This window comes from Geobacillus lituanicus (assembly GCF_050994965.1).
GTDB classification, from domain to species: domain Bacteria; phylum Bacillota; class Bacilli; order Bacillales; family Anoxybacillaceae; genus Geobacillus; species Geobacillus stearothermophilus.
The window spans coordinates 1,902,193-1,928,667 of record NZ_CP194773.1; the positions used below are offsets into that span (position 1 = coordinate 1,902,193).

Annotated in this window: 24 protein-coding genes, 3 tRNA genes and 1 pseudogene; 23 read left to right on the top strand and 5 right to left on the bottom strand. The window is 54.0% G+C overall.

Features of this window, described 5'->3' with window-relative positions:
* Positions 1–42 precede the first annotated feature (42 nt).
* Genes ACR1UW_RS09580 through ACR1UW_RS09590 form a run of 3 tightly spaced genes read left to right on the top strand, consistent with a single transcriptional unit; the run spans position 43 to position 3,000 of the window.
* Entirely contained in the window at positions 43–420 is a 378-nt protein-coding gene (locus tag ACR1UW_RS09580) for a GntR family transcriptional regulator (protein WP_498933073.1), read from the top strand.
* The gene (locus ACR1UW_RS09585; RefSeq protein WP_498933075.1) at positions 417–1,316 is read left to right on the top strand and encodes an ABC transporter ATP-binding protein; all 900 of its coding nucleotides are present in this window, start codon (positions 417–419) and stop codon (positions 1,314–1,316) included. The genes ACR1UW_RS09580 and ACR1UW_RS09585 overlap by 4 nt, the downstream gene beginning before the upstream one ends.
* Complete coding sequence (locus ACR1UW_RS09590) at positions 1,291–3,000, top strand: ABC transporter permease (protein ID WP_498933077.1); 1,710 nt, start codon at positions 1,291–1,293, stop codon at positions 2,998–3,000. Before ACR1UW_RS09585 ends, ACR1UW_RS09590 begins: the two co-directional genes overlap by 26 nt.
* Positions 3,001–3,069: 69 nt before the next feature.
* Here ACR1UW_RS09590 and ACR1UW_RS09595 read toward each other — a convergent pair whose 3' ends face one another.
* Positions 3,070–3,297 carry a YczF family membrane protein gene (locus ACR1UW_RS09595; RefSeq protein ID WP_021322398.1) on the bottom strand — a complete coding sequence of 76 codons (228 nt, stop codon included), beginning with the start codon at positions 3,295–3,297 and terminating at the stop codon, positions 3,070–3,072.
* Between the two features lie 125 nt (positions 3,298–3,422).
* Between ACR1UW_RS09595 and ACR1UW_RS09600 the strand changes: the two genes are divergently transcribed.
* The 8 genes from ACR1UW_RS09600 (at position 3,423) to ACR1UW_RS09635 (ending at position 13,974) form a co-directional block, all read left to right on the top strand.
* Positions 3,423–5,048 (top strand): spore germination protein, encoded by a 1,626-nt coding sequence (locus ACR1UW_RS09600; protein WP_498933080.1) that lies wholly within the window; start codon positions 3,423–3,425, stop codon positions 5,046–5,048.
* Positions 5,045–6,247, top strand: coding sequence for a Ger(x)C family spore germination protein (locus tag ACR1UW_RS09605; RefSeq protein WP_498933082.1), 1,203 nt, complete (start codon positions 5,045–5,047; stop codon positions 6,245–6,247). The genes ACR1UW_RS09600 and ACR1UW_RS09605 overlap by 4 nt, the downstream gene beginning before the upstream one ends.
* Positions 6,248–6,300: 53 nt before the next feature.
* The gene (locus tag ACR1UW_RS09610; RefSeq protein ID WP_498933084.1) at positions 6,301–7,404 is read left to right on the top strand and encodes a GerAB/ArcD/ProY family transporter; all 1,104 of its coding nucleotides are present in this window, start codon (positions 6,301–6,303) and stop codon (positions 7,402–7,404) included.
* Positions 7,405–7,632: 228 nt separating this feature from the next.
* Positions 7,633–9,078 carry a SpoIIE family protein phosphatase gene (locus ACR1UW_RS09615; RefSeq protein ID WP_498933086.1) on the top strand — a complete coding sequence of 482 codons (1,446 nt, stop codon included), beginning with the start codon at positions 7,633–7,635 and terminating at the stop codon, positions 9,076–9,078.
* Between the two features lie 15 nt (positions 9,079–9,093).
* The gene (locus tag ACR1UW_RS09620; RefSeq protein ID WP_011231123.1) at positions 9,094–9,516 is read left to right on the top strand and encodes an ATP-binding protein; all 423 of its coding nucleotides are present in this window, start codon (positions 9,094–9,096) and stop codon (positions 9,514–9,516) included.
* A 93-nt stretch (positions 9,517–9,609) separates the two neighbouring features.
* Positions 9,610–10,035 (top strand): STAS domain-containing protein, encoded by a 426-nt coding sequence (locus ACR1UW_RS09625; RefSeq protein ID WP_498933088.1) that lies wholly within the window; start codon positions 9,610–9,612, stop codon positions 10,033–10,035.
* 416 nt (positions 10,036–10,451) lie between these two features.
* Complete coding sequence (locus tag ACR1UW_RS09630) at positions 10,452–12,188, top strand: ABC transporter transmembrane domain-containing protein (protein ID WP_318550102.1); 1,737 nt, start codon at positions 10,452–10,454, stop codon at positions 12,186–12,188.
* Positions 12,172–13,974, top strand: a complete 1,803-nt coding sequence (locus ACR1UW_RS09635) for an ABC transporter ATP-binding protein (protein WP_498933090.1) — start codon at positions 12,172–12,174, stop codon at positions 13,972–13,974. Before ACR1UW_RS09630 ends, ACR1UW_RS09635 begins: the two co-directional genes overlap by 17 nt.
* Positions 13,975–14,124: 150 nt before the next feature.
* Here the strand turns inward: ACR1UW_RS09635 and ACR1UW_RS09640 are convergent, their stop codons facing one another.
* The 3 genes from ACR1UW_RS09640 to ACR1UW_RS09650 form a co-directional block, all read right to left on the bottom strand.
* Complete coding sequence (locus ACR1UW_RS09640; protein ID WP_498933092.1) at positions 14,125–14,772, bottom strand: MOSC domain-containing protein; 648 nt, start codon at positions 14,770–14,772, stop codon at positions 14,125–14,127.
* 4 nt (positions 14,773–14,776) lie between these two features.
* A complete protein-coding gene (locus ACR1UW_RS09645) occupies positions 14,777–15,781 on the bottom strand; it encodes an LLM class flavin-dependent oxidoreductase (RefSeq protein ID WP_498933094.1) in 1,005 nt (334 codons plus the stop codon).
* A gap of 156 nt (positions 15,782–15,937) precedes the next feature.
* A complete protein-coding gene (locus ACR1UW_RS09650; protein WP_498933096.1) occupies positions 15,938–16,912 on the bottom strand; it encodes a hypothetical protein in 975 nt (324 codons plus the stop codon).
* Between the two features lie 135 nt (positions 16,913–17,047).
* Here ACR1UW_RS09650 and ACR1UW_RS09655 point away from each other — a divergent pair, with 135 nt between their 5' ends.
* From ACR1UW_RS09655 to ACR1UW_RS09695, 9 genes and pseudogenes are all read left to right on the top strand, one after another.
* Positions 17,048–17,611: a thioredoxin family protein gene (locus tag ACR1UW_RS09655; RefSeq protein ID WP_033012139.1), complete on the top strand. Its 564-nt coding sequence runs from the start codon at positions 17,048–17,050 to the stop codon at positions 17,609–17,611.
* Positions 17,612–17,870: 259 nt separating this feature from the next.
* A complete protein-coding gene (locus ACR1UW_RS09660; protein WP_044744334.1) occupies positions 17,871–18,260 on the top strand; it encodes a gamma-glutamylcyclotransferase family protein in 390 nt (129 codons plus the stop codon).
* Between the two features lie 191 nt (positions 18,261–18,451).
* Positions 18,452–19,810 carry a type I glutamate--ammonia ligase gene (gene glnA, locus ACR1UW_RS09665; protein WP_318550091.1) on the top strand — a complete coding sequence of 453 codons (1,359 nt, stop codon included), beginning with the start codon at positions 18,452–18,454 and terminating at the stop codon, positions 19,808–19,810.
* A gap of 263 nt (positions 19,811–20,073) precedes the next feature.
* On the top strand, positions 20,074–20,961 hold the full coding sequence (locus ACR1UW_RS09670) for a sulfite exporter TauE/SafE family protein (RefSeq protein WP_119877439.1): 888 nt from the start codon (positions 20,074–20,076) through the stop codon (positions 20,959–20,961).
* A 138-nt stretch (positions 20,962–21,099) separates the two neighbouring features.
* Complete coding sequence (locus ACR1UW_RS09675) at positions 21,100–22,056, top strand: MBL fold metallo-hydrolase (RefSeq protein WP_498933100.1); 957 nt, start codon at positions 21,100–21,102, stop codon at positions 22,054–22,056.
* A gap of 286 nt (positions 22,057–22,342) precedes the next feature.
* Complete coding sequence (locus ACR1UW_RS09680; RefSeq protein WP_369806435.1) at positions 22,343–22,651, top strand: transporter suffix domain-containing protein; 309 nt, start codon at positions 22,343–22,345, stop codon at positions 22,649–22,651.
* A gap of 17 nt (positions 22,652–22,668) precedes the next feature.
* Positions 22,669–23,465 (top strand): annotated as a pseudogene (locus tag ACR1UW_RS09685) (SGNH/GDSL hydrolase family protein).
* Positions 23,462–24,376: an ABC transporter ATP-binding protein gene (locus ACR1UW_RS09690; RefSeq protein ID WP_237420291.1), complete on the top strand. Its 915-nt coding sequence runs from the start codon at positions 23,462–23,464 to the stop codon at positions 24,374–24,376. The pseudogene ACR1UW_RS09685 and the gene ACR1UW_RS09690 overlap by 4 nt, the downstream one beginning before the upstream one ends.
* Positions 24,369–25,349: an ABC transporter permease gene (locus ACR1UW_RS09695; RefSeq protein ID WP_498933103.1), complete on the top strand. Its 981-nt coding sequence runs from the start codon at positions 24,369–24,371 to the stop codon at positions 25,347–25,349. The genes ACR1UW_RS09690 and ACR1UW_RS09695 overlap by 8 nt, the downstream gene beginning before the upstream one ends.
* A 185-nt stretch (positions 25,350–25,534) precedes the next feature.
* On the opposite strand, the gene ACR1UW_RS09700 is transcribed toward ACR1UW_RS09695, so the two are convergent.
* Complete coding sequence (locus ACR1UW_RS09700; RefSeq protein WP_498933105.1) at positions 25,535–25,663, bottom strand: hypothetical protein; 129 nt, start codon at positions 25,661–25,663, stop codon at positions 25,535–25,537.
* Between the two features lie 202 nt (positions 25,664–25,865).
* Between ACR1UW_RS09700 and ACR1UW_RS09705 the strand changes: the two genes are divergently transcribed.
* The 3 genes from ACR1UW_RS09705 to ACR1UW_RS09715 all read left to right on the top strand — a co-directional run bounded on the left by ACR1UW_RS09705 (position 25,866) and on the right by ACR1UW_RS09715 (position 26,124).
* A tRNA-Pro gene (locus ACR1UW_RS09705) sits at positions 25,866–25,942 on the top strand.
* A 7-nt stretch (positions 25,943–25,949) separates the two neighbouring features.
* Positions 25,950–26,022 (top strand) — tRNA-Ala (locus ACR1UW_RS09710).
* Between the two features lie 9 nt (positions 26,023–26,031).
* A tRNA-Ser gene (locus ACR1UW_RS09715) sits at positions 26,032–26,124 on the top strand.
* Positions 26,125–26,475: the final 351 nt, after the last annotated feature.

Sequence of the window (26,475 nt, forward strand, 5' to 3'; positions counted from 1 at the left end):
ATTAGTTATAGTACGGTTGTGACAATGAGAGGAGGAGGGGAGATGTTTGAGCTTGATATCCGCAGTCGCCAGCCGATTTACGAACAACTGATTGACAAAATGAAAGAAATGATCGTTCGCGAACTATGGCAGCCGCACGATCAGCTGCCATCGGTCAGGACGATGGCGAAACAGCTGATGATCAACCCAAATACGATTCAAAAAGCGTACCGCGAACTGGAACGCGACGGCTGGATTTATTCGATTCCAGGGAAAGGCAGCTTCGTTGCCCCGCGCTCGAAAGAACCAAACATCGAGGCGATCGCTGCGGTCCGTGAGCAGTTTGTCCGCCTTGTCAAGGAAGCACGGTTTTTAGGGGTGACAAATGAGCAGTTATGGCAATGGATTCGAGAAGGGGAAGAAAGAGGGGGAGGATCGTGATTCAACTTGTGGACGTGACGAAAACGTTTGATCGGTTTGCGGCCGTCAAGGGCGCGAACATGATGGTGCCAAAAGGAGCGATTTACGGGTTGCTCGGCCCGAACGGCGCCGGAAAAACGACGCTGCTAAAGATGATGGCCGGCATTCTCCGCCAAGATCGCGGAACGATTGCAGTGGACGGGGAGGATGTGTGGGAAAATGTCCGGGTGAAGCAACGCCTTTTGTTTTTGCCGGACTTTGTCTACTTTTTTCCGGACGCGACGATTCGACAAATGGCGGATTTTTACGAGCAACTGTACCCGTCGTTCAGCCGCGGGCGGTTTATGGAATTGCAGTCCGTCTTTACGCTTGATCCGAATAAAAAGATTCAGCAGTTTTCCAAAGGCATGCAGCGCCAAGCGGCGTTTTGGCTCGCCTTTTCCGTCCGGCCGGATGTGCTCATTATGGATGAGCCGCTTGATGGGCTCGATGCATTCGTCCGCCGTCATGTGAAGCAGCTGCTCATAGAAGAAGTGGCCGAACGGGAGATGACGGTCGTCATTTCGTCGCACAATTTGCGCGAGCTCGAAGATTTATGCGACATCGTCGGATTGATGGCGCAAGGGACCGTACGGATGGAGCGTGATTTAAACGAGCTGCGCGCCGGGATGCATAAAATTCAAGTCGCGTTTCGCGACAGATTTCCGAGCGAGTTGGCCGAACGCCTTGACATCGTGCATCGCGAGGAGCGCGGCAGCATCGTTCTTCTTGTCGTCCGCGGCGAGAAACGATCCATCGAAGAGACGGTGAGTTCGTTTGCTCCGCTCATTCTCGACATCTTGCCGCTGTCGTTGGAAGAAATTTTTATGTACGAAATGGGGGATGTTGTCGATGTCCGCGAAACGGTTGTCGGCTAACCGCGCCATGTGGACGCAAAATGTTCGCCAAATCGGCTGGATAGCCATCATTCATCTGCTGTTATGGCTGGCGGCGATTGTGCTGCCGATGGCGCTCGCGTATTCTCAATATGACCCAAAGGTCGGCAATATTCCGCAATGGTACAGTGTGTATGATATAGCCAATGGAATGGAAGCGCTGTGCGCTTGGCTCGTTCCGATTTTGGCGGCGGCCGGCGTGGTTCGCTACATGCACGAGAAACGGTCGGCTGATTTCATCCATAGCTTGCCCATCCGCCGCACCGAACTGCTTGCCGGGCAGATGCTTATTGGATGGCTCTTTTTGGCGGTTCCGCTCGTGTTGACCGCCTTGGTTGCGATCGGATGTCTGTACGGACTTGATCTCCCGTGGCCGATTGGAGCGGGGGATGTGGGACGATGGCTTGGCGAGACGCTTGTCGTAGAGACGGTGATTTTTGCGCTAGGTGTCATGGTCGGCGTGCTCGTCGGCCAATCGATCGTTCATATTGTGTTAACGAATATTGCTCTCTTTTTTCCGACAGGCATCATGGTGCTGCTGTTTAGCAATTTGCCGTTATGGTTGTATGGATTCCCTGATGGGTACTATTTATCGGGAAATCTGATGGATTGGGCGCTGCCGATTCGTTATGCGATGCTGACGGATCAGGCGATGAGCGCGGGGGAAGCCGGACTGTTGCTGCTGTTGTCGCTTCTGTTTTTCGGGGTGTCCATTTGGTTGTACGAGCGGCGGCCGACGGAAGCGGCCGGACAGGCGCTCGCCTTTTCAGTGCTTCGCCCACTGTTTGTGTATGGAGTGGCGTTTTGCATGTGCTTGACCGGCGGGTTCTACTTTGGACAAGTCCAACGGCAGTGGGGATGGATCATCTTTGGGTATGTTGCGTTTTCGCTTATCGGGTATGCCGTTGCGCAAATGGTCGTGATGAAAACATGGCGTGTTTTTCATAAATGGAAAGGGTATATCGCCTTTGCCGCTGTGATGTCGGTCTTATTTTTGACTGTGCGCCTTGATCCGGTTGGATATGTGAGACACGTTCCGAATTTGTCCGATATTGAGAAAGTCTATTTCGGCCAGTCGGTGATGAATTGGCAAAATCCTAACTTGATGGAAAGAGAGTTTGAAGCATTCGATCAGTTTTTGCGCACGAAGGACAACATCAAAGCTGTCAGGGCGCTTCATGCGCAGCTTGTGCACGATCAGCCGCTCCCGTCACGTTTTGGCAACGTCCGGCCGATTGTGATCGGGTATGTGCTCAAAGACGGCACGCGTCTCCTCCGCCGCTACGAAGTGCCGATTGAACCGTACATGCTGTATTTTCAGCGCATCATGGGCTCAAACGAATATAAGCAGCAATATTATTTGTTGCTTCGCCCAAGCGGCTATGCGCCGATCCGTCAGGTGACGATCCGAAATGTGGAAACCGGGCGGGCAGAGGTTGTGCTTGCCGATCCGAAGGAGATTGAGTCGTTTGTCCAGGCGCTCAAACAAGATTTGTGGAATGAGCCGGTGGAGGACATCATCCGCGGGGGGAGCACATGGCAGGGGGATATTGAATTGCTGCAAAGCGACGGCGATTCGTTTACCGTTCCCTTATCTTCACACAGCACCCATGTTCGCGAATGGTTGCAACAACAGCATCATTGGGAGCAAATACAGAAAAGGTAATGCCCAATGAAGAGGAAAGGTGTCCCGTTGCTTTTGGGGCACCTTCCTCTTTTTGCCCCCGGCTGTTGGTCAAGACGTTTTGTTTTTTCGTTTCCACATCCAAACGTTCAATAGATCGAGCAATAGTGAAAGGACGAACAATGAGAAAATAAACAGTTCTGGTGCCTTCATTACTCGAAATGGGTTCAGCACGATATGCAACGATTGATGCAAGGTCATCCCCATCAACTGATCCATGCTTACCATCGTTCCTATGGCGAGCAAGGCAAACATCAGCCAAACAACAATTAGTTTCATGGTGTTCCACCTGCTGTTTTTCTTTAGTTTTTTCTATTGATCCAAAAGCGATTCACGGGCGTATGTCCTCCCGATTTCGTGTCCATAATGAGGGATAAAAAGGAAGCGGAGTGAGGAGGAAAAACATGCTGTTTCAATGGGGAATGGGCCGACAAAAAAAGCAGATCAATGACAGGGTGAAACAAGAAGGACCGGACCATAGCGGCGAGGCGGCGGACGTCCCGCAAGAGCCGATGTCAGCTGAATTAGCCGTCAACCTTGACATCATCCGCCAAACGACTGGACAAAGCAGCGATGTTGTCATCCGCCGGTTTTCGCTTGGCCAAGAGAAGCAAATCAATGCAGCCATCGTCTTTGTGGATGGTCTTGTTGACGAAAAACATGTGTACGAGTTTTTGCTGACGCCGTTGCTGGAGGCGTCATTTCCACTGTCATTAACAGAAAAAGAATCGTTTCCGTGGATCGAACAAAAGTTGGCCGCGGTGGGCGGTGTGAAGCATGTCGTCGATTGGGAACACCTGTTTTTGGAGCTGTTTTCCGGAGAGACCATCATCTTGTTGGATGGGGTGCCGTCCGCTGTCAGCGCCAGCACCAAAGGCGGCCAATATCGTGCAATCGAGGAGCCACAGACGCAACTCGCCGTCCGCGGGCCGCGCGAGGGATTTACGGAGTCGTTGCGCGCAAACACCGCGATGATCCGCCGCCGCATTAAAAATCCCAATCTTTGGCTGGAAACGATGCAAATCGGCACCGTGACGCAAACGGATGTCGCGATCATGTACATCAAAGGCATTGCCAATGACGAGGTTATCGAGGAAGTGAGAGCGCGCCTGCGCCGCATTGATACGGACAGCGTGCTTGAGTCCGGTTATATTGAACAGTTAATCGAAGATCAAACGTTTACGACATTTCCGACGATCTACCATACCGAGCGTCCCGATGTGGTGGCGGCGAATTTGCTGGAGGGGCGGATTGCGATTTTGATTCAGGGGACGCCGTTTATCCTGATTGTGCCGGCTTTGTTTATCCAATTTTTTCAAGCGGTAGAGGATTATTATGCCCGTTTTGATATCGCCACTGCTCTTCGCTTTTTGCGCGTATTGATTTTTTTTCTCTCGCTCGTCGCGCCCTCTATTTATATTGCTGCGATGACGTTTCATCAAGAAATGATCCCGACCCAGCTCGTCATCGCCATTGCCGCCCAGCGTGAGGCTGTGCCGTTTCCCGCTTTTGTCGAGGCATTGATCATGGAAGTGACATTTGAGATTTTGCGCGAAGCGGGGATTCGGCTGCCGCGTGCAGTCGGACAGGCGGTGTCGATTGTCGGGGCGCTTGTCATCGGTGAGGTGGCGATCGCTGCCGGTTTTGTTTCATCGGCCATGGTCATCGTTGTCTCGCTCACCGCGATTGCCAGCTTTGCAACGCCGTCGTTTGCCATCGCCATCTCAGCACGCCTCATCCGCTTTGGGTTGATGTTTTTAGCGGCGATGTTCGGGTTTTATGGCATTATAATGGGTCTGCTGATCATGATTCTCCATTTATGCAGCTTGCGTTCATTTGGCATGCCATACATGTCGCCGCTTGCTCCATTTATTTCAACCAATGTAGGCGATACCCTGTTTCGGATTCCGACATGGATGTACCGCGAGCGGCCGCGCCTGATTAACCAGAAAAATATCATTCGCCAATCGGGGGATCAGAAACCGAAGCCTCCGGCACCAACACGCCGGGAAAAGGAGGATGGATCATGAAACGACCTATCGCCATGTTTGTGTCCTTTTTTGTTTGTGCGGTGCTGCTGGCTGGCTGTTGGAGTAAAAAAGAGTTAACCGATTTGGCCGTTGTCATTGCCGTCGGCCTCGATAAAACAAAAGACGGCAGATATTTGGCCTCGTTTCAAGTCGTCAACCCGGGCAACGTTGCGGGGGCGCTCGAACGAGGAGGCGGAGCGGGCGGCGTGCCCGTCTCCATTTATACGTCGACCGGAGACACGTTGGTCGAGGCAAGCCGGAAAGCCTCGAAAAAGCTGTCGCGCATCCTGTATTACGCTCATACCAACTTGGTGGTCATCGGCGAAGAAGTGGCGCGCCAAGGGTTGAATGGCGTATTCGATGCGATGGAACGGAGCCACCAGTTTCGGACGACAGCGCAGCTGGTTATTGCTCATGGCCACTCAGCGAAAGAGGTGTTAAGCGTATTAACACCGATTGACAAAATTTCCGCCAATCAAATTATTAAGACGTTGGAGTTTTCCGAGATGTCCTGGGGGCAGACAATCAACACTGATGTCTGGGGGGCGATTCGTGGTTTGACATCTTCAGGAAGAAATACAGTCGTGACGGGTGTTGTCATTGAAGGAAACCCACAGCAGGGCAAACGGCAAACAAACGTTCAATCCTCTGTGCCAGATGCTCGCATCAGCTTGGATGGACTGGCGTTATTTAAAAAAGACCGTCTTGTTCGCTGGGTGAACGGCTCAACGGAACGAGGCGTGCTTTGGGTGTTGGATCGAATCAAACAAACGAATATTACGATCCCCTGGAAAGGAAAAAAAGAAGCGATTGGTTATCGAACGATGGGAGTGAAAACGGGGTTAAAAGTGAAATTGAAAAACGGCCAGCCTTCCATTTTGGTTCATATCCAAACAGAAGGGGATATCAGTGAGACGTACGTCCCGATCAATTTGGCTGATTACCGATTATTGTTTCAATTGGAAAAGGCGATTGGCCGGGATATTGAACGGGAAGTGAAACAGGCGATTGAAACGGCCCAGCATGAAAAAACCGATGTTTTTGGTTTTGGCGAGGCGGTGCATCGCGCCCACCCCCGCCTGTGGAAGAGAATCAAAAAAGAGTGGGATGACCGCTATTTCCCTCATCTTCCGGTGACAGTGAAAGTAGAGGCTTCCATTCGACGCACGGGATTGCGGAATACGCCATATATCAAATAAGCGTTTTCGGCTCAAAAACTTGGATACGGTGGAGTGAGGAGCGATGGAGCGAGATGGAACATAGCAAAATCAATGTGCGCCAGCTGTTTGTCCTGATTGTGTTGTTTGAGCATGGCAGTGCGATGGTCATTCCACTCGGCGTCAGCGCCAAGCAAGATATGTGGATCGCCATTTTGCTCGGTCTGGCGCTTGGGCTGTTGCTGTTTTTGGTTTACGAGCGTTTGTTTCATTATTACCCCGATCAGCCGCTGACTTCCTATGTGACACATATCGTCGGCAAGCCGCTCGGCAAGTTGTTGGCGGTTCTCTATATTACCTATTTTTTCTATATCGCCGCCCGTGTGTTGCGTGACTTTGGCGAACTGTTGCTCACGTTTGCCTATCCGGAAACGCCGCTGTTTGTTTTGAATGTCCTTATGGCCATGACGGTCATGTACAGCGCCTATAAAGGCATTGAAGTATTGGCGCGCACCGGCGAACTGCTTTATACGTTGTTGCAAATACTGGCGGTTGTTGGATTCATCTTAGTTATCGCTTCCGGACTTGTTGATCTCACCCAGCTCCAACCAGTGTTAGAGGAAGGGTGGAAACGGGTGTGGAAAACGGTGTTCACGGAAACGTTGTACGTGCCGTTTGGCGAAATGATCGTGTTTACCATGCTGTTTCCATACTTGAATCGTTCGGAAAAAGCGCGGCGGGCCGCCGTTGCCGGGATGGTGTTGACCGGGATCAACCTGGCGATCATTATGGCCGTTAATACGGCCGTCTTGGGAGCTGATGCGGTGTCACGTTCATCGTTTCCGTTGCTCGATACGATCCGCCGCATTCAAGTCGCTCACTTTTTAGAGCGGCTTGATATCTTTTTTATGGTCGCTCTAGTGATCGGGGGGTTTTTCAAAGTCTCCATCTTTTTTTATGCCGGCGTCGTGGGGGTGGCTCATGTATTCGGGTTTTCGAACCACCAGCGGCTTGTTTATCCGTTTGGGGCGCTTGTCTTATTGTGGTCCGTGGCGATGGCCAGCAACTACTGGGAACATATTCATGAAGGATTAAAGATTGTCACGCTCTATCTGCACATCCCGATGCAAATCATCATTCCGGTGCTCTTGCTTGTGATTGCGGCGATTCGCCGGCGGTTTGGATCATCGGCAAAATAAGAAAAACGGACTAGAAGATTTATGCGGCAGCAAGCAGGAAAATCAACAAAAGACCGCGAATACCAACAATAATCTGTTCCCAATGGGAACAATGGGCGAAATGTGGTGCTGAACATGCAACCCGAAGGCGGGGTGGAAACAACCCGGCGCCGATGCGCGTGTTTGTTTCGGGAAGCCGGTGTCAGCTAAAAGCGATGGATGTTGATTATAACAAAAAAGGGTTGAACGATGGTGAAGGCGAACGTACAGGCGATCGATCAGCTAGACGCGGAACAGTTGGGCAGCGGCATGGTGATGACCGACCGTCAACTTTCGATTGTTGCGGTCAGCGAACCGACGCCAAGATGGCTCGGATTTGCCAAAAACGAATTAGTCGGGCGGCCGGTCGGCGTTCTGTTTTCAGCTGAGTGGTCGGCCGCGTTGTTAGATGGCATCGCCGAGGCGGTAAAAAAGGACGGATGTTGGCAAGGAGAAGCGCGCCATGTAGCGAAAAGCGGGAAAGCCTATACGAGTTGGATGAACGTCTATCGGCTATCAGGCAGCGAAGGAGAATGGCTCGTTTGGCATTTTGTTGAACAAACCGCTATGCCTCCGGCTGATCGACCGACGCCGTCTGAGTTGCTTGAGGTCATTTACGATTCCGCCCCGTTCGCTGTTGTTCCGGTGGCGGCGGACGGAACCGTGCAAGATTGGGGGCTTAGTGCCGAGCGGCTGTTTGGGCGCCGAAAAGAAGAGGCGGTCGGCCGCCCGATATGGTCGCTCTTTCGTTGCGGCAGCCAAACATGGCTTCCGTTTCCTCCCAAAGAGCAGCGATGCGGCGAAGGGATGGTGCAGCGCCGGGACGGCACGTCCGCCAATGTCGCCTATACGGTCATTCCCGTGCTTCAGGCGGACGGATATATCGTCCTTGTCGAAGACGAGACGAAGCAAAAGCAAAAAGAGGCGGAGCGGCGGCGCCAAGTCGAGCTGGCCAAAAAAATTCAGCACAACTTGTTGACGCCGCTCATTCAAAACGAGGCGGTGACGATGGATGCCGTCTATATTCCATCCGATGATTTGTCAGGCGATATTTACGCTTGCTATCAAATCGACCTGTACCGCTACGGGGTGATCGTCATCGACGTGATGGGCCACGGCATTTCGTCAGCCTTGGTGAGCATGCTGCTCCGCTCGCTTTTGCGCGGATTGATCGTGCGCGTCATCGACCCGGTCTCGGTGGCGAGCGAGCTGGAGAAGCATGTGCAAACGTTGTTTCCTGATGAGGCCAACAACATCCGCCACCTATTTTCCATGATTTATTTAGTGATTGACACGAAAGAGCGGAAAATTGAATATACCAACGCCGGCCATCCGGCTGGGCTGCTCGTTTTGGACGACGGAAGCGTCCATGAGTTGGACAAAGGCGGTTTGGCGATTGGCAGCCCGTTTTCCTTGCCGTTTGAAAAAGGGGTGATTCATTACGACAAGCGGGCCCGCCTCCTTTTGTATACAGACGGCATTTTAGAGGAGATCGACCCGTCGATTTTGCAAAGCATTGAAAAAATTCGCTTATGTACGCAAATGTGCCGCCATTTGCCGGATAAACGCTTCCTCGAGCGTTTAATCAGCCAAGGTCCGCCGCTTGTCAGCCCTTCGGACGACATTTGCTTATTGTCCATCACGGTTCATGGATAGGAGGGGCGCTTGGTAGTGTGTGAATGGATCGTGCGCTGCCGGGCGGACGAGGAAGCGGTTTTGGTTTGCCATCTCCTTGCGGAGCAGGCTGCTTCGTTGTTTGCTGTCCGTGATGCGGAATTGTTTGTGTTGGCGGTGCATGAAGCGGTCGTCAATGCCGTTAAAGCTGTTCAACGGGCGGGGATGGAGGCGGGGACGATTTCGCTCTCCTTTTTCGTCACAAGCGCTGATGTGGCCGTGGCGGTTGAAGACGAGGGCGGCGGCGTTCCGGCGGAAGTGATCGAGCAGCTTGATCAAATGACGCTCTCTGATGTATTGCTCGCCGAATCGGGACGAGGGTTGCTATTCATCCGAGAAATTATGGATGACGTTATGTGGGTTGAGCAAAAGGGCGGCCGTCGGATGCTTGTCATGAAAATGAGTCGGAATGCAACATAACTGGCTTTGGTGCCATGATGCACCCATGTGATCGGAACGAATGCGGGTGGTGGCCGAGGGCAAGGCATGGCTGGTCAACGATAGGGGGATACAATGAAACAGCATCGGTTGTCGTTTGAATTGGAAATGGTTGTAGAACGCGCATACGAATGCATCAAGCTAACTGGACGGCTCGCCTATGATACGCAGCTCGCGGCGGAACAAAAGCTGGCGACGGCGGTGGCTGCTGTCAAGCGCCGCCTTGTCGTTGTCGACGTGAGCGGCCTTCGATTTTTGGACAGTACTGGATTAGCGCTCCTTGTCCGCTTTTTTAAGCAAATCGTCAGCGAAAGCCGCGTCATGGCCATCGTCGTCCGGGATAACGCCGCTATAGAAAAGATTTTGCGGATGGCCAAGCTCGACCGGCTGCTGCCGATCGTTGGCGATGAACAACAGCTGTTGTCCCTTGCACCGCCAAGCTCTTTCGACCATATTAGCCAGGAGGCGCTTTATTCGGCATGGCGTCAGCGTTCGTCATAGACATGGCTCTCATGCCGAATCAACTGGAAGATTTCACATTTCGCTGGCCCAAAAGCGTGTCGTCTATTTTTCCGACTGCTGAAGGCAAGCCAAGGTGTGATGGAAGACGGAATAACCCCCTGATTCACAGACCTATGTATGGATCTGGAAGCGGTGTGGTTTCATCATCCGCCAATCAATCGGGCATCCCGCTCGAAACGACGGAATAGACCCGTTGTTCCCCTATTGCCGCCGATGGCCCCCGAGCGATGAGACATTCGTTCGGGGGTTTTTGTTCCTTTGGGCCGGGAGCATCTCCGCTTCTGCCCATGCATTCTCATTGTCAAATAAATATTTCGGGTTTAGAATAAAATTACACACAACGATGAACGGCGGCTAGGCTCCGCGGTTGGAATGGAGAGGAGAGTGGCGCAGACATGGGGCGGGTGCTGATCTATTTGCGGCCATATGGGAAGTGGATGGCGTTAGCTTGGTTGTTTATGTTGACCGAGCTCATCATCGAGCTTTGGCAGCCGCTGTTGATGGGGAAAATCATCGATGAAGGCATCATGAAACAGGATGTTGCCGCCATTTTCACGTGGGGAGCAGTGATGCTCGGGGCGTCGCTGTTGGCGTTTGCCTCAGGCATCGCCAACTCATTTGCCGCAGCCTACGTCGGTCAGGAGTACGGATTTGCGCTGCGGACGGCGCTGTTTGCCAAAATTCAATCGTTTTCGCTTGCGCGCATCGAGCAGTTGTCGCCGGCCTCGCTCGTCACCCGGATGACGAACGATGTGACCCAAGTGCAAAACATGTTGTTTATGAGTTTGCGCATCGCCTTGCGTGCGCCGCTTCTCGTCGTCTTTGGCGTCGCGATGGCGTTTGTTGTTCATGCGCGCCTAGCGTTCGTTTTGGCGGTGGCCGTTCCCCTGTCCGCTGTTTTTTTATTGTGGGTTGTACAAAGGGCAGCGGCGTCCTTTTCCGCCGTCCAACGAGCGCTTGATCGCGTCAACGGCGTGATGCGTGAAAATTTGGCCGGCATGCGCCTCATCAAAGCGTGGATGAGAAAAGAATACGAAGAGGAGCGATTTGCGGCGGCGAACGATGCGCTGATGGAGCGGACCATGAGCGTGCTTCGCCTCGTGGAGACGATCACGCCGGTGTTGTTGATGGTGATGAACACCGCCATCGTCGCCGTTCTCCTTTTTGGCCGCCACCATATCGAGGCCGGGACGGCGAGCGCTGGGCAAGTCGTCGCCATCGTCAACTACGCGACGCGGGCGACGGCGGCGTTGTCGATGTTTACGTTTATTACCATGGCGTTCTCTCGGGCGCGCGCCTCGGCCGTCCGCCTCGCTGAACTTCTTGAAGCCCCGGGCGAGCGACACGGGGCGGATGCGGGCGGTGGTCCGGCCGTTCAGCGCGGGGAAATCCGGTTTGAGCACGTTTCGTTCCGTTATCCGTCGAGTCCGCGCGAGGCGCTTTCGGACGTGTCGTTCGTCATCCGTCCGCATGAGACAGCCGCCATTTTAGGAGCGACAGGGGCCGGCAAATCGACGCTTCTTCAGCTGATTCCCCGGTTGTACGAACCAAGCGGCGGGCGCGTGTTGATTGATGGCGTCGATGTGCGCGAGTTTTCCGCCGAACAGCTGCGGACGGCGGTGCGCTTTGTCCCGCAGGAAGTGCTGCTGTTTTCAGGGACGGTCGCGGACAATCTCCGCTTTGGCAACATCACTGCGTCGATGGAAGAACTTGTGCAAGCGGCTCGCGATGCACAAATTCATGAAACCATCACTCGGTTTCCGGATGGATACGACGCACGGATCGGTCAAAAGGGTGTCAATTTATCAGGCGGGCAAAAGCAGCGGCTGTCGATCGCCCGCGCCTTGGTGGGGCAACCGCGCGTTTTGCTTTTGGATGACAGCACAAGCGCGCTCGATGCAGAGACGGAAGCAAAGCTGCTCGCAGCGTTGCGGAAGTATGCATGCACGACGGTGATGGTGACGCAAAAGGTGAGCACCGCGATGGCGGCGGATACGATTTTGCTTTTGGAAGACGGCCGCCTGATCGCACAAGGAAGTCATGAACAACTGCTGGCGACGAGCGACCTGTATCGACGCATCGTCGCCACGCAGGAAGGAAAGAAGGGATCGGTGGATGTCACTACGGCATAGTCCGCACGGAGCGCGTGTTGGCGCAAGTCCGCAGCGGGCGAAAAACAGCATTGGCACGTTGCGTCGGCTATGGGCCTTTATCGCTCCGCAAAAGCGAAAGCTGTTTGCGGCCGTGGCTATGGTGATGGCCAGCTCGGCGTTGGCGCTTGCTGGGCCGTATGTCGTTGGCCGGGCGGTTGATTCGTACATTGTGGAACGAAAAACGGATGGATTTTTCGCAACGCTCATTTTGCTTCTGGCCATTTATTTGGCCCTTGGGGCGGCGACGTTTTGGCAAAACTATTGGATGATCGATGTCGGCCAGCGGACGGTGCGCAGCATTCGCGAGCGGTTGTTTCATCATTTTCATGAGCTGCCGATTTCGTTTTTTGACCGACGCCAGCAAGGCGAACTCATGAGCCGGATTACAAACGACATCGACAATATGAGCCAGACATTTAACAGCACGGTTGTCCAGGTCGTCTCGAGCACGTTGACGTTGATGGGCGCTATGGTGGTTATGCTTTCACAAAGCGTTGTGTTGACAATCGTAACGCTTGTTGTCGTGCCGCTCATGTATGTGGGCATGCGCTGGATCACCAACCGGACGCGGGTGCGTTTCCGTGAGCAGCAACGGGCGCTCGGAGAGATGAACGGCTTTATCGAAGAGGTCATTTCCGGACAGAAAGTGGTGAAGCTGTTTTCCCAAGAAGAGCGGATGGAGGAGGAATTGGCGCGCAAAAATGCCGAGCTGAAACAAGCCGGTTTTTGGGCGCAAACGTATTCCGGCTTTATTCCGAAGCTGATGAACTTTTTAAACAACTTGAGCTTCGGCTTGATTGCCGTTGTCGGCGGATGGCTGGCGGCGAAAGGGACGATATCGGTCGGGACGATCGTCGTGTTTGTCGAATACGCCCGCCAGTTTACCAGACCGCTTAATGACCTGGCCAATCAATGGAACACACTGCTGTCGGCGTTGGCCGGCGCCGAGCGGGTGTTGGAAATTTTGGATTTGCCGGAGGAAGAGGAAGACGAGCGGGAAGCGGTGGTCTTGGACCGGCTTGATGGACGCATTGAGTTTCGTCAAGTCGTCTTTTCTTACGACAAACAGCGTCCGGCGCTTCGTGATGTCACGTTTTCCGTCTCACCCGGGGAGACGGTCGCGCTTGTCGGTCCAACTGGAGCCGGCAAAACGACCGTATTGCAGCTGTTGACCCGCTTTTACGATCCGGACGAAGGCGTCATTTTGATCGATGGACGCGACAGCCGGACGATCAAGCGGGCAAGTTTGCGCCGTCATATGGCGTTTGTGCTTCAAGATGCGTTTTTGTTCGCCGGAACGATCCGCGACAACATTCGCTACGGCCGGCTTGAGGCGACCGATGAAGAAGTCGAGGAGGCGGCGCGCCAGGCGAACGCCCACTCGTTTATTATGAAGCTGCCGAACGGCTATGACACCGTTTTGACCTCGGGAGGTGGAGGGATCAGCCAAGGACAGCGGCAGCTGTTGGCGATCGCCCGGGCGATGATCGCCGACCCGGCCATTTTGATTTTGGACGAAGCGACGAGCAACATCGATACAGTCACCGAAGTGCGCATTCAAGAAGCGCTCGCCCGGCTCATGAAGGGGCGGACATGTTTTGTCATCGCCCATCGGTTGAACACGATTCAACATGCCGACCGCATCGTTGTGCTCAACGAAGGCAACGTGATCGAACAAGGAACGCATGAAGAACTGTTGGAAGCAAAAGGATTTTACTTCCAATTGTATCAGCGCTATTGGTTGCGCAATGTGCAGCAGGCATAACTGTATGGTGTTCACGTTTGCGGAGGACTTCAGATGAATGCGTGTCTCCTCCATGCGAACTCGAGTGCTCAGGAAAGGAAGAGTGGATGAAAAAAACAATTAAACAAAAATATAAAGATATTTTGTTAGTCATTTCCGCCGCTTTGAGCTTTACGGCCGGGGCCGAGCGGCGAGACGCTTTTGAAACGTTTCGCGCCAGCTTGCGGATAAGGCCGGATGGCTGGCGATTTGCTTCATGGCAGCGGCATTGTCGCGCTCATGATAGTAAATGTGATTGATATACGCGATGGACAGCGCCCCCGCGCCCCGTTCGACGAGGATGAGCGGCGCGCCCGGCTCGACGACGCCTTCTTGCAAGACGCGGAAATAAAACCCGCTTTTTCCTGTCTGGCAGACGGCTTTCGGCAAATCGGGCAGCTGATGTTTGAACGCCAATTTGGAGCACGGCTGGCGCGGTTGCGACACTTGCACGAGCGCCGTGCCGGCGGCATACATGTCGCCAAGACATACATCGTCTTCCGTCAACCCGAGAAGCGTCCAGTTTTCGCCAAACGCCCCCGCCGTAAATGGGCGGCCGTATCGCTCTTCCCAATAGACGAAATGCTCGGACGGATAGGCGCAAATCGCTTTATCTTCTCCTCCGTGATGGACGAGGTCGGCTTGTCCATCTCCAGCCAAGTTGAGCTTGCCGACAGCGACCGGCCCGGCGACCGGCGTTTTGTGAATGCCGGTCACTAGCCGCTCGCCATTTCCCTCTATTGTTTTCGGCTTTCCGACATTAATTGAAACAATTTGCATTGGTTCACCCCCATACCGCCTCGGCGATGAGCCGGAAGCTTGCGAGTTTATCCTCGAAGTCGTATGTAATCGTCACGAGCATGATTTCCTCTGTTTCATACGTTTCGCTCAGCCGATACAGCTTGTCTTTGACGCGCGTCGGACTGCCGACGATCATCCGCCGCCGGTTGTCTTCCACCCGTTTGCGCTCATACGGGCTGTACGGATACGCAGCCGCTTTTTCCGGGCTTGGCGTGCCGTCCAGCGCCATCCCTTGCTCGATCATAAGAAGCGACAGATCAAGGCTGCCGGCGATCCATTCCGCTTTTTCATCCGTTTCGGCGCAAATTGCAAACACCGCGACCATTCCGCGCGGCTCGGCCAAATACGGCGATGGAACAAACCGGTCGCGGTACAGCCGCATATAATGTTCGCCGCCTTCCCCGTTGATAAACTGGGCGAACACGTACGGCAGCCCTTTATCGGCTGCCAGCTTCGCCGTTTCCGAACTGGAGCCGAGCAGCCATAGTTCCGGCGGGGACTGCACGATCGGCGTCGCCTTGACGCCATACAGCGGGTGAACCGGCGGCAAGGCGTCATACAAATAGCCGAGCAAGTCGTCAATTTGCTCCGGATAGCGGTCGACCGACCGTCGTCTGTCGCCTTGCAGCGCGATCGTCGCCCGGGGCATGCCACCGGGTGCCCGCCCGATGCCGAGATCGACGCGGCCGGGATGAAGGCCGGCAAGCACATGAAAGTTTTCCGCCACCTTGTACGGGCTGTAATGCGGCAGCATCACGCCGCCTGAGCCGATGCGGATGCGCGACGTTTTCGCTCCGATGTGTCCGAGCAGCACTTCCGGCGACGAACCGGCAAGGCTGTTTGTATCGTGGTGTTCCGACACCCAAAACCGCTTATAGCCGAGCTCTTCGACAAACTGGGCGAGCCGGACTGTGTTTTGAAGGGCTTCCTCCGCGGTCATGCCTTCGGCGATCGGTGACTGGTCGAGGACGCTCAGTTGCAGCGCCATTGCGATTCCTCCTTCTTCCGCCGCAGCGGTGGAAAAAATGATTAGTTTCTATTATGCGCTGTTTTGCTTCGATTTGTCCATTCATTTGCCCGCCCGTCTAGCAAAAACCGATCCGCCGTCGGCGGATCGGCCAATCTCGTCAAGATGCGCGGCAGTTTACAAGCTGACGGACTGCTTTTGTTCAGCCGCCTGGCGATCGGATTTGGGGCCGCGCTTAGGGAAAAAGGAATGAAACAGCTGTCTGACGCTGTCGACGATAAACGAACACCGTTCATACAGCGCCTCTTTTAAACTGTCAAGCTGGCGGGTGACTTTGTACTGCGCGGCCTCTTGCGCTTCAAGCCGTTCGATGACCGTCTCATGGAACACGTGCTGCAGCTCGAGCTGCTCGATCAACTTTTGGTACAGTTTTTCCTGCCCTTCGAGGCGGGCGGCCATTCCTTCGGCGAGCTGTTCACGTTCAGCCGTCCGCTGCTCGAGCCGGCGCATCGTGTCGCCTTGCACGGTGAGCGCTTCGATGACGGCCTGCTGCGCCGCTTCTTCTTTGGCCAGCTGCTCTTCCCACTGCAATTGTCGCCTTTCCTCCCGCTCCTGCTGGGCGATGACCGACTGCTCGAGGCGTTCGAGCGTTCCGGCCAAGGCGGCTTGCCCCGCCTGTGCTTCCATAAGCAGCCGCTCGAGGCGGGCGAGCGCTTCCGCCCACTGCCCGCTTTGCGCTTCCTGTTGCTTTTGCCCGGTTTCGGCCGCTTGCTGAAGCGAGGCAACTATGGCGGCCATTTCTTCGTAATAATGGGTTTGGGCTACTTGTCCAGCAGTCACCGTTTGTCCGAGCTCGGACAGCGCCTCGGCAAGCCGTCCGCTTTGCCGCGCCCAGCCGGCCGCAAGCGACTGTTCGAGGCGGGCGAACATGTCCGCCATTTGTTCGCGTTGTTCCGCTTGGTGCTTTTGCCCTTCTTCGATGGCGTCCTCAAGTTGGGCGAGTCGTTCCGCCAACTGATCGAACTGTTGTTTTTGCTGTTCGAGCATTTGTTGCGCGGCGGTGCGGCGATAATAAAACATCGGGTGGGATGCGGGCGGTGCGGCAGCTGGCCCGTACACGCGCGGGGTCATGTGTTTATTCATATAAATCAATGCACAAACGCCTCCTTTCCGTCGTCTATGTGGCATCATATGCCGAGCTGTGCAGTTCGGTTTGGGCGCTGGATTTGTGACACCCGCCTTCCTTTTGATATAATGAAAGAAAATATTGGAGAAAGGGTGTTGTTGATGCCAGCTGTCGAATCGAACATGTTTCCCCTCGGCAAACAAGCGCCGTCGTTTTCCCTCACGAATGTCATCGATGGCAACGTCGTCCGTCTTGAGGATGTGAAATCGGACGTCGCAACCGTCATTATGTTCATTTGCAATCACTGCCCGTTTGTCAAGCATGTCCAGCACGAGCTTGTTCGCCTCGCGAACGATTATATGCCCAAAGGGGTGTCGTTTGTCGCCATCAACTCCAACGATGCGGAACAGTATCCAGAAGATTCACCCGAAAACATGAAAAAGGTGGCGGAAGAGCTCGGCTATCCGTTTCCGTATTTGTACGATGAGACGCAAGAGGTGGCGAAAGCATACGACGCCGCTTGCACCCCGGACTTTTACATTTTCGACCGGGATCTGAAATGCGTCTACCGCGGCCAGTTGGACGACTCGCGCCCGAACAACGGCATCCCGGTCACCGGGGAGTCGATCCGCACCGCGCTGGATGCTTTGTTGGAGGGCCGCCCGGTGCCGGAAAAGCAAAAGCCGAGCATCGGCTGCAGCATTAAATGGAAACAAGCACTGTAACAATGTGCTTGACTTTTCATTGTGAAGCGGGTATGATGGAAAAAGCATCATTCGTTCGTTGCGGAATCGCCACCGCCGTGCCGTTGGCTTGCGAGTGCAGCCGGCACGGCATTTTTGTGGCCGCGATCTACTGAACAAATTCACACTGGCGCCGCCTCGGAGCGGCAAGGATGGATGAGAGGAAGGGCTTCCATTGTTTTTGTTTCCTTTCCTTGAGTTTTCGTAATTTATGTTATGTAAACAAAAGGAGAACGAGGAGATGGCGGAAGGGCGATATCGGGTGTTTGTGTATGGAACGCTGCTGACTGGCGAAGAAAACCATGAAGTGGCCGCTCCATACGTTCGCGCCGCGTGTCCAGGGAAAGTAAACGGCCGCTTATACAATGTCGGTCCGTACCCCGCGCTTGTGCTTGGAGAAGAGGGGGAAGTGGAAGGGGAGTGGCTGACGGTGACGGAAGAAGGGCTCAAGGCAATGGATGAGCTCGAGGATTACGTTGAAGGGCGGCGCGATAACGAATACGAACGGGTGTGGGTTCGCGACGCGTGCAAACCGATCGAAGGATATGTGTACGTCTATCCGCCGGAAAAAGCGGCCGGCTTGCCGCTTATTCCGTCCGGATCATGGCGGCGGCGTGAGGAGAAAATGTAACATCAAGAAACAGCCTGTGAGGAACGGTCATCCTCTGGGCTGTTTATTTTTTACATGAATATGAAAACGGTTGCAAAAAATCGTTATAAAAATACAGAAAAATTGCTAAAAAAGTGTTGCCAAACGGCCGCTCTTTTTCTATAATAAAAGCATGTTAGAAAAATAAACGTATGAATGTGAGGTAATGTGACATGTCAAAAACGTTCGTTTCCTCCACCCAAACGGGATTGCTCGAACAAATTAAAGAAACGATCCAACAAAAGAACGTTGAACTTCTTCATTTGCAGTTTGTCGACATCGAAGGGATTTTAAAACATGTAACGGTGACGGCGGAACAGCTTGATGACGTCGTCGAAGGAAAAATCATGTTTGACGGTTCGTCGATCAAAGGATTTTCGCCGATCAACCGCTCCGACTTATACCTTCGTCCGGATTTAAATACGTTTGCCGTGCTGCCGTGGACGGTCGAGGAAGGGTATGCGGAAGCGCGCTTCCTCTGCTCGGTGGCCAACCCGGACGGCACGCTGTTTGAGGGCGATCCGCGCAACGTGTTGAAAAAAACGGTCGAGCGGGCGGCGGAAAAAGGGTATACGATCTCGGTCGGCCCGGAGCTGGAGTTTTTTTTGTTCAAAGCCGACGAAAACGGCAACCCGACGCTCGAGCTCCACGATAACGGCGGCTATTTCGAACCGTCTCCGAAAGACTTGGGCGAACGCGTTCGCCTTGAAATTTACCGCGCCTTAAAAGCGATGGGCTTTACGATTGAAGCGTCGCACCATGAAGTGGCGGAAGGCCAGCATGAGATCAACTTCAAATATGCCGATGCACTCGGTGCGGCGGACAATGCAACGACATACAAATGGGTTGTCAAAACGATCGCCAGCAAGTTCGGCCTCCATGCGACGTTTATGCCAAAACCGGTGTTTGGCATCAACGGTTCAGGGATGCATGTCAACATTTCCCTCTTCAAAGATGGGGAAAATGCGTTCTTTGATCCGAACGATGCGAACCAGTTGTCAGAAACAGCGTACCAATTCATCGCGGGCTTGCTGAAAAATGTGAAGCACTTTGCGGCGGTTACGAATCCGCTTGTCAACTCGTACAAACGGCTTGTGCCAGGGTATGAAGCGCCTTGCTACATCGCGTGGTCCGCTTCGAACCGTTCGGCGCTTATCCGCATTCCGGCGAAACGCGGCGTTGCGACGCGCGTTGAGCTCCGTTGCCCGGATCCGTCAGCGAATCCGTATTTGGCGTATGCCATCATCGCTGCCGCTGGCCTTGACGGTGTCGAAAAAGGGTTAACCGCTCCAGCACCGGTTGATGAAGATATCTTCCATATGTCGGAAGAACGCCGTGCGGAGCTTGGCATCGACAACTTGCCGGAAAACTTGGGTGCTGCTGTCGCTGCGTTCGAAGAAGGTGAAATCGGCCGCACGACGCTTGGCGAGCACGTATTCAACGAATATGTCGCGTTGAAAAAAGAGGAATGGAACAGCTACCGCACGGCGGTTCATGCTTGGGAAGTCGAGCGGTATCAAGGAAAGTTCTGATCGAAAGCCACCATCCAAAAGGTGTCCCGTCGCCATATTCGGGGCGCCTTTTTTCTGCAGGCAGCTGTTTGTCTTGATGGACGGCCGCGCGGCGCCTTCCGCCCGTCGGCCGCCAAGCTGCCGGCGTTCGCAACGTCATCTTGCGCGTGGGGAGGAAAAGATGACTGCATTTTTTTATTTTTTAAATTCATAGTTGACATCTATGAATAATGGGATTTAAATTATAAGTAACACGCTCAACTATTGCAAGCGGAGGGAAACCAATGAAAAAACTGATCGTTTTTGTGTTTGTAGGATTTATCGCCCAGTTGATCGACGGATCGCTCGGAATGGCGTACGGCGTCACCTCGTCGACGCTGCTGTTGACGTTTGGCATCGCTCCAGCTGTTGCCTCGGCGTCTGTTCATTTGGCGGAAGTGGTGACGACAGCGGCGTCCGGCGCCTCTCACTGGAAATTTGGCAACGTCGATCGCGCCATGGTCGGGAAGCTCATTATTCCTGGGTCGGTCGGCGCGTTTATCGGAGCATGCTTTTTAAGCAACTTGCCAGGGGATGTGATCAAACCGTATGTATCGTTGTTTTTATTGGCGCTTGGCTTTTACATTATTTATCGATTTTTAGTGTTGAACGGCCGCGCGCCGTCGGCGTCAGGAAAACAGTGGTCCAATAAGCAGCTCGTCCCGCTCGGCTTGGCGGCCGGTTTTCTTGATGCGACCGGCGGTGGGGGCTGGGGGCCGATTGCGACGCCGGTGCTGTTGGCCAATAAAAACATGGAGGCGCGCAAGGTGGTTGGCACGGTCGATACGTCCGAATTTGCCGTTGCCTTGTCGGCAACGCTCGGATTCGTCATTTCACTCGGTTGGGAGCAAGTGAACTGGTATTGGGTGCTGACGCTGATGGCGGGCGGGGTCATCGCTGCGCCGATCGCGGCTTGGCTTGTGCGTAAACTGCCGTCCCATTTGCTTGGAGTGTTGGTTGGCGGATTGATTATTTTGACAAACGTTCGCACGCTTCTGCACGCTTGGGAAGCCCCGGCGCCGGTTTATCCTGCTGTGTACGGCCTCATCGTCATCGGCTGGGCGGCGGCAGTATGGGTGGCGATCAGAAATGGACGGAAAGGAAAAACAGCTAGTGGGGAGTTGGCGTCGTAGATTAAGACGGGGCGCCAACCCCTGTTTTTGGTTAAGGCTCGTGTTATTTCGTTTCGCCATCCTCTTGAGTGGGGAAAGAAGGAATTTTTCGCGGCGGTGTCGAATTCAATTTTGATATGAAAAGGGGGAGAGAAGCGAATGAACCGTCCAATCGATTTAGGCCGCCGCATTTCACTCATCGATTTGTACGACTTGCGCATGTCGCAGCGCACCGGTACATACGTGCTTCATGAAGACGATGTGGCGATCGTGGAAACAGGGCCAAGCCCGTCGGTGCCGCACTTGCTTGAAGGGTTGAAAGCGCTTCGGATCGATCCGGCTGAGATTCGCTATATCATCGTTACCCATATTCATTTGGACCACGCCGGCGGTGTAGGGCTGCTTCTTCAGCATTGCCCGAATGCGATGGTTGTCGTCCATCCGAAAGGGAAGCGGCATTTGGCTGATCCATCGCGCCTCATCGCCGGGGCGAAGGCGGTGTACGGCGCGCAGTTTGAGTCGCTCTTTGATCCGATTCTTCCGGTGCCAGAAGAGCGATTGATTGTGAAAGAGGACGGGGAAACGTTGAAGTTGAGTGCGGAGCGGACGCTCACGTTCTATGATACGCCGGGGCATGCGAACCATCATGTTTCCATTTATGATTCGTACAGCCGCGGCGTGTTCACCGGCGATACGATCGGCGTTTTTTACCCGCAGCTGCAAGAAGCGGGGCTTGCGTTTTGCCTGCCTTCCACATCTCCGAACCAATTTGACCCTGAAGCGATGGAGCGGTCGGCTGAGCGGCTCGAGAAGTTGAATCCGTCGCGCATCTATTTTGGTCATTTTGGCATGCTCGATGACCCGCAGGAAGCGTTCCGCCAGCTTCGCGTTTGGCTGCCGAAATTTGTGGCGGCGGGAAAAGAAGCGGTCGAGCGAAATCCGGAAGCATCGCCCGCAGAGCAGGCGAAAGTCGCTGCACAACGGTTGCGCCGCGATGTAGAAGCGTTTTTGAACGAATATGGCGTCCCGTCTTCGTCGCCGGTGTATGCGGCGATCGAGCTGGATTTGCAGGTGTGCGCGATGGGGTTGATCGATTACTGGCATAAGCGGCGGTGATAGGAGTGAATGAACGGTGTCCCAAGCATAAAAGGGACACCTTTTCTTTGTTAATACGTATAACGATGATGATGACGAATCCGTCTGCTTGGTTTCATGCCATGAGGCCGGTTTTTCTCCTTCCAAACGGTGCGTTTTGCGGTTTGGGAACAAGACAGGCGTTGGTTGGCGGCGAAACGCACGGCTTCAGGCGCGCCGTTTCGTGAACGGGAGATGGATATGGTAGAGTGGGAGTGCAGAATCCCAATCTTCGTTCGCAACCACGACGCCATAAGGAGGTGGGGACGTGAAGCAAGAGAAACCGGTTCTGTATCGCATTGGCATTGGCCTCATCATCGCCTCGTTCGTCGTTTGGGTGGCGGTGCCGATCGCGCCGTTTCTGCCGTTTTCAGCCGCTGTCAAGGCAACGATTGTCGCCACGGTCATTGCGGCGGCGGAAGTCATGTTTTGGCTTGGGGTGCTGCTGGCTGGAAAAGAAGCAGCGAGGAAGCTGAAAGCGTATTGGAATCCGAAGCATTGGCGCATAAATCGGCAACGGTTGGATCAAACCAATGATGTTAAGCAAAAAGAGGAACGGTTGGAAGAAAGCCAATAAAGAGATGAGGTGGTGGCATGAGACGGAGAGCTGTTTCGTTTCTCATCGTTGTTGCCGCTCTGTCCGGAGCGCTTTGGCTTGGCGGCCTGGCATTAGCGGTGCAAGATCAGTTTTTTGCAACCGCCAAGCCGCCGACGAAAGAACAACGGCCGTCAACGGCTGAAACAAGGCGACATGATGAGAAAATGGATATTGTTGCTCTTGGCGACTCGTTGACGAGAGGAACGGGCGATGAAAGCGGAAAAGGGTATGTCGGCTATATGGTCGATGCGCTTCGCCGGCAAACGGATAGGCCGATCCGTGTGACGAATTTGGCGGTTCGCGGCCTTCGCTCCGACGGGCTGCTTCGCCAGCTTGGCCAGCCTGAGATTCAGCGGCAAGTCGCCATGGCGGATTTGATCGTGATGACGATCGGCGGCAACGACTTGTTTCAAGGGGGGAAGCGCTTCGGTTGAACGCCAAGCAGCTGGATGAAGCGAAGCGCCGGTATGTGGAGAACCTTGACCGCATTTTCGCCGCGCTGCGCCGCTTCAACAGCGAAGTGGTCATTTTTGCGATCGGCTTGTACAACCCGTTTGGCGATTTAGACGATGCCAAACGGACATCGGCCGTTGTGCGCGATTGGAATTTTGCATCAGCGGAAGTGGCGGCCCGCTATCCGAACATCGTCGCGGTGCCGACGTTTGACTTGTTTGCCTTGCATGTCAATGATTATTTATATAGCGACCATTTCCATCCAAACAAAGAAGGGTACAAGCGGATTGGAGAGCGCGTCGCCTCGCTCATCACGTTGACGGAGGAGGACGAGCGATGACCAAACGGGCGACATTGATGGTCAAAGAGCTGCGAAAAACGATTCGCGGCAAGGAAATTATTAAAGGCATTTCGTTTGAGCTGCATGAAGGGGAAGTATTCGGTTTTTTAGGGCCAAACGGCGCGGGAAAAACGACGACGATCCGCATGCTCGTCGGGCTCATTCGGCCGACGGCGGGGACGGTGGCAATTGGCGGGTATGACCTTCATCGCCAGTTTACCGACGCGATCCGCCAGATCGGCTGCATCGTCGAAAACCCAGAAATGTATCCGTATTTAACAGGCTGGGAAAACCTTGAACATTTCGCCCGCATGATGCCGGGAATTGGTGCAGATCGCATCATGGAAGTGGCGAAGCTCGTCGGGCTGGAACAGCGCATCCATGACCGGGTGGGCACGTATTCGCTCGGCATGCGGCAGCGGCTCGGCATCGCGCAGGCGCTGCTTGGAAAGCCGAAGGTGCTCATTTTGGACGAGCCGACCAACGGCCTTGACCCGGCCGGCATTCGCGAAATGCGCGCCTTCATCCGCTTTTTGGCGGAAACGGAAGGGTTGAGCGTCCTCGTTTCATCGCATTTGTTAAGCGAAATTCAATTAATGTGCGACCGCGTCGCCATTATGGCGAAAGGGCGGCTCTTGGCGGTCGACACGGTGGAGCGGCTGTTAAACCAGCAGGCGCGCGTCGTTTGGAAAGCCGTTCCGATCGAGCGGGCGCGGGCGCTGTTGGCCGAGGAAACCGAGGTGCTGCGCGCTGATGAAGAGACGATCGTCACGCCATATGAGCCGTCGAGACTAGCCGCTTGGAACGCCAAGCTTGTCCAAGCCGGCGTCTCGGTGTCGGAAATTGAACCGCGGCTGCCGACGCTCGAAGATTTGTTTATCGAGCTGACAGGGGGCGAAACGATTGAGTAAGCTCGTGTATAATGAAATGTTGAAAATCGTCCGCAAAAAGCGGCTATGGGTGATCGCCGCCATCATTGCGGTGCTCGTCGCCTTGTTTACATACGCCCAATACCGCGAGACGGAAGAGTTGAGAAAACGGCTTGGCACGACCGACTGGCGGACGCAGCTGCAGCAGCAAATCGTCGATTTGCAAAACCGCCTCCAGTCGTCGAGCATGTCGGAAGAATGGCGGAAGTATTTGCAAATCCGTCTCAAGCAGCAGCAGTATTACTTAGAACATAACATCAACCCGTCCGCTCCCGGTGCGCCGACGTTTATGCGCACGTTTATCGAAAACGCCATCGACTTGTTTTTGCCGCTTTTGGTGATGGTGGTGGCGGCCGATTTAGTGTCGTCCGAGGCGAGCTCGGGAACGATCAAACTGCTGCTTGTCCGGCCGGTGAAGCGGTGGAAAATTTTGTTGAGCAAATATATCGCGTTGCTCCTGTCGGTGTCGCTCATTATGCTGATGGCGGCGGTGCTGTCGTATGCCATCTCCGGACTCGTGTTTGGATATGGCGGCTTCCGTCTGCCGCTATTGACCGGTTTTGTCCCTCAAGGAGAGGATCTCGATACAACGAACGTTCACATGATTCCGCAATGGAAATACATTTTGATCGAGCTTGGGCTCGCCACGTTTGTGAGTGCTGTTGTCGGCACGCTGACGTTTATGTGTTCCGTGCTGCTTCGGAGCACGGCGGCCGTGATGGGCATTATGCTCGCGGCATTGATTTCTGGCGCGATTTTGTCGAACATGGTGTCGTCATGGCATTCGGCGAAATATTTGTTTATGGTCAATTTGCGGCTGACAGATTACATAAAAGGAGCGACTCCGCCGATTGAGGGAATGACGCTTGGCTTTTCGATGGTCGTGCTGGCCGTTTGGGGGCTTGTCGCCCTCATCGTCGCTTTTGTTGTTTTTACGCGGCGGGATGTGTATTGAGAAGGAAAGCAATAAAACCGCGGGGAATCCCCTCGCGGTTGTTTCAACGAGCGTTGCGAACAACTCTTTGGCCTTTTCAAAATCGCCGAGGAGCGAGTATAATATACCTGTATTGATATGGGCTTTTGTGTTGATAAACAGCTCCCAGAGGATTAACATAAAGGCCGTGGCGTAGCGTTGCTGCATCAAATTGCCGAAACCCGGAAACGAAAAGGAAAAAAGGCGACGACAAGCGGATGACGCAAATGGAAATGGGTGGTTGTCAATTGCGACAAATGCGCCCGTTTGCGCTGCGCCGGCGGAATCAGTTTCACGGAGCGTCCCCTTTTCTTGATGCGTTTGATGTGTTTTTAGTATAGGAAAAAAAAGGGGGGCGCTATGCGTTCGGCTGTGGAAAAAACGCGCCTTTTGTCCGTTTTTGTGTGAGCAACCGCAAAAAATAAAAAAACTATTGACTTTCTTATAGAACTCATATAGAATATGAATTGTCGCAAGGGAAAATAAACAAGAGAACGACGGGAAGTAGCTCAGCTTGGTAGAGCACACGGTTCGGGTCCGTGAGGTCGCAGGTTCAAATCCTGTCTTCCCGACCATTGCCATGGGGCCTTAGCTCAGCTGGGAGAGCGCCTGCCCCGCACGCAGGAGGTCATCGGTTCGAATCCGATAGGCTCCATTTTTATACGGAGGAATACCCAAGTCTGGCTGAAGGGGGCGGTTTCGAAAACCGCTAGGGGTGTCACAGCCCGCGGGGGTTCGAATCCCTCTTCCTCCGCCATCTTACATACGAGCGTCAACCTGCCGGCAACCGGCAGGTTTTTTGTTTATCTTAATTAGGCGAGAAGACTCCCACTTCAACGAAGCGAAGCGGAGTAAGTGGGAGATGAATCGCCTTAACTATATTTTGCTGAAAATAGGATAGACTCCCATGACAAAAAAATTTCGTCACCATCGGAAGGATGAAAACAACCTTCTGTCGAATGGTCTCCTTGCAGCTGGGGTCATGAGGTCGTTGTATCTATGGTACGTAAAAGTCCGAAGGATAGACAGACCCCAGTAGTCTGGTGCACCACGGAATGTCGCTCCCTTGAGGGAAGCACGCAGGATAGAATGCTTGAACAAAGGCTGC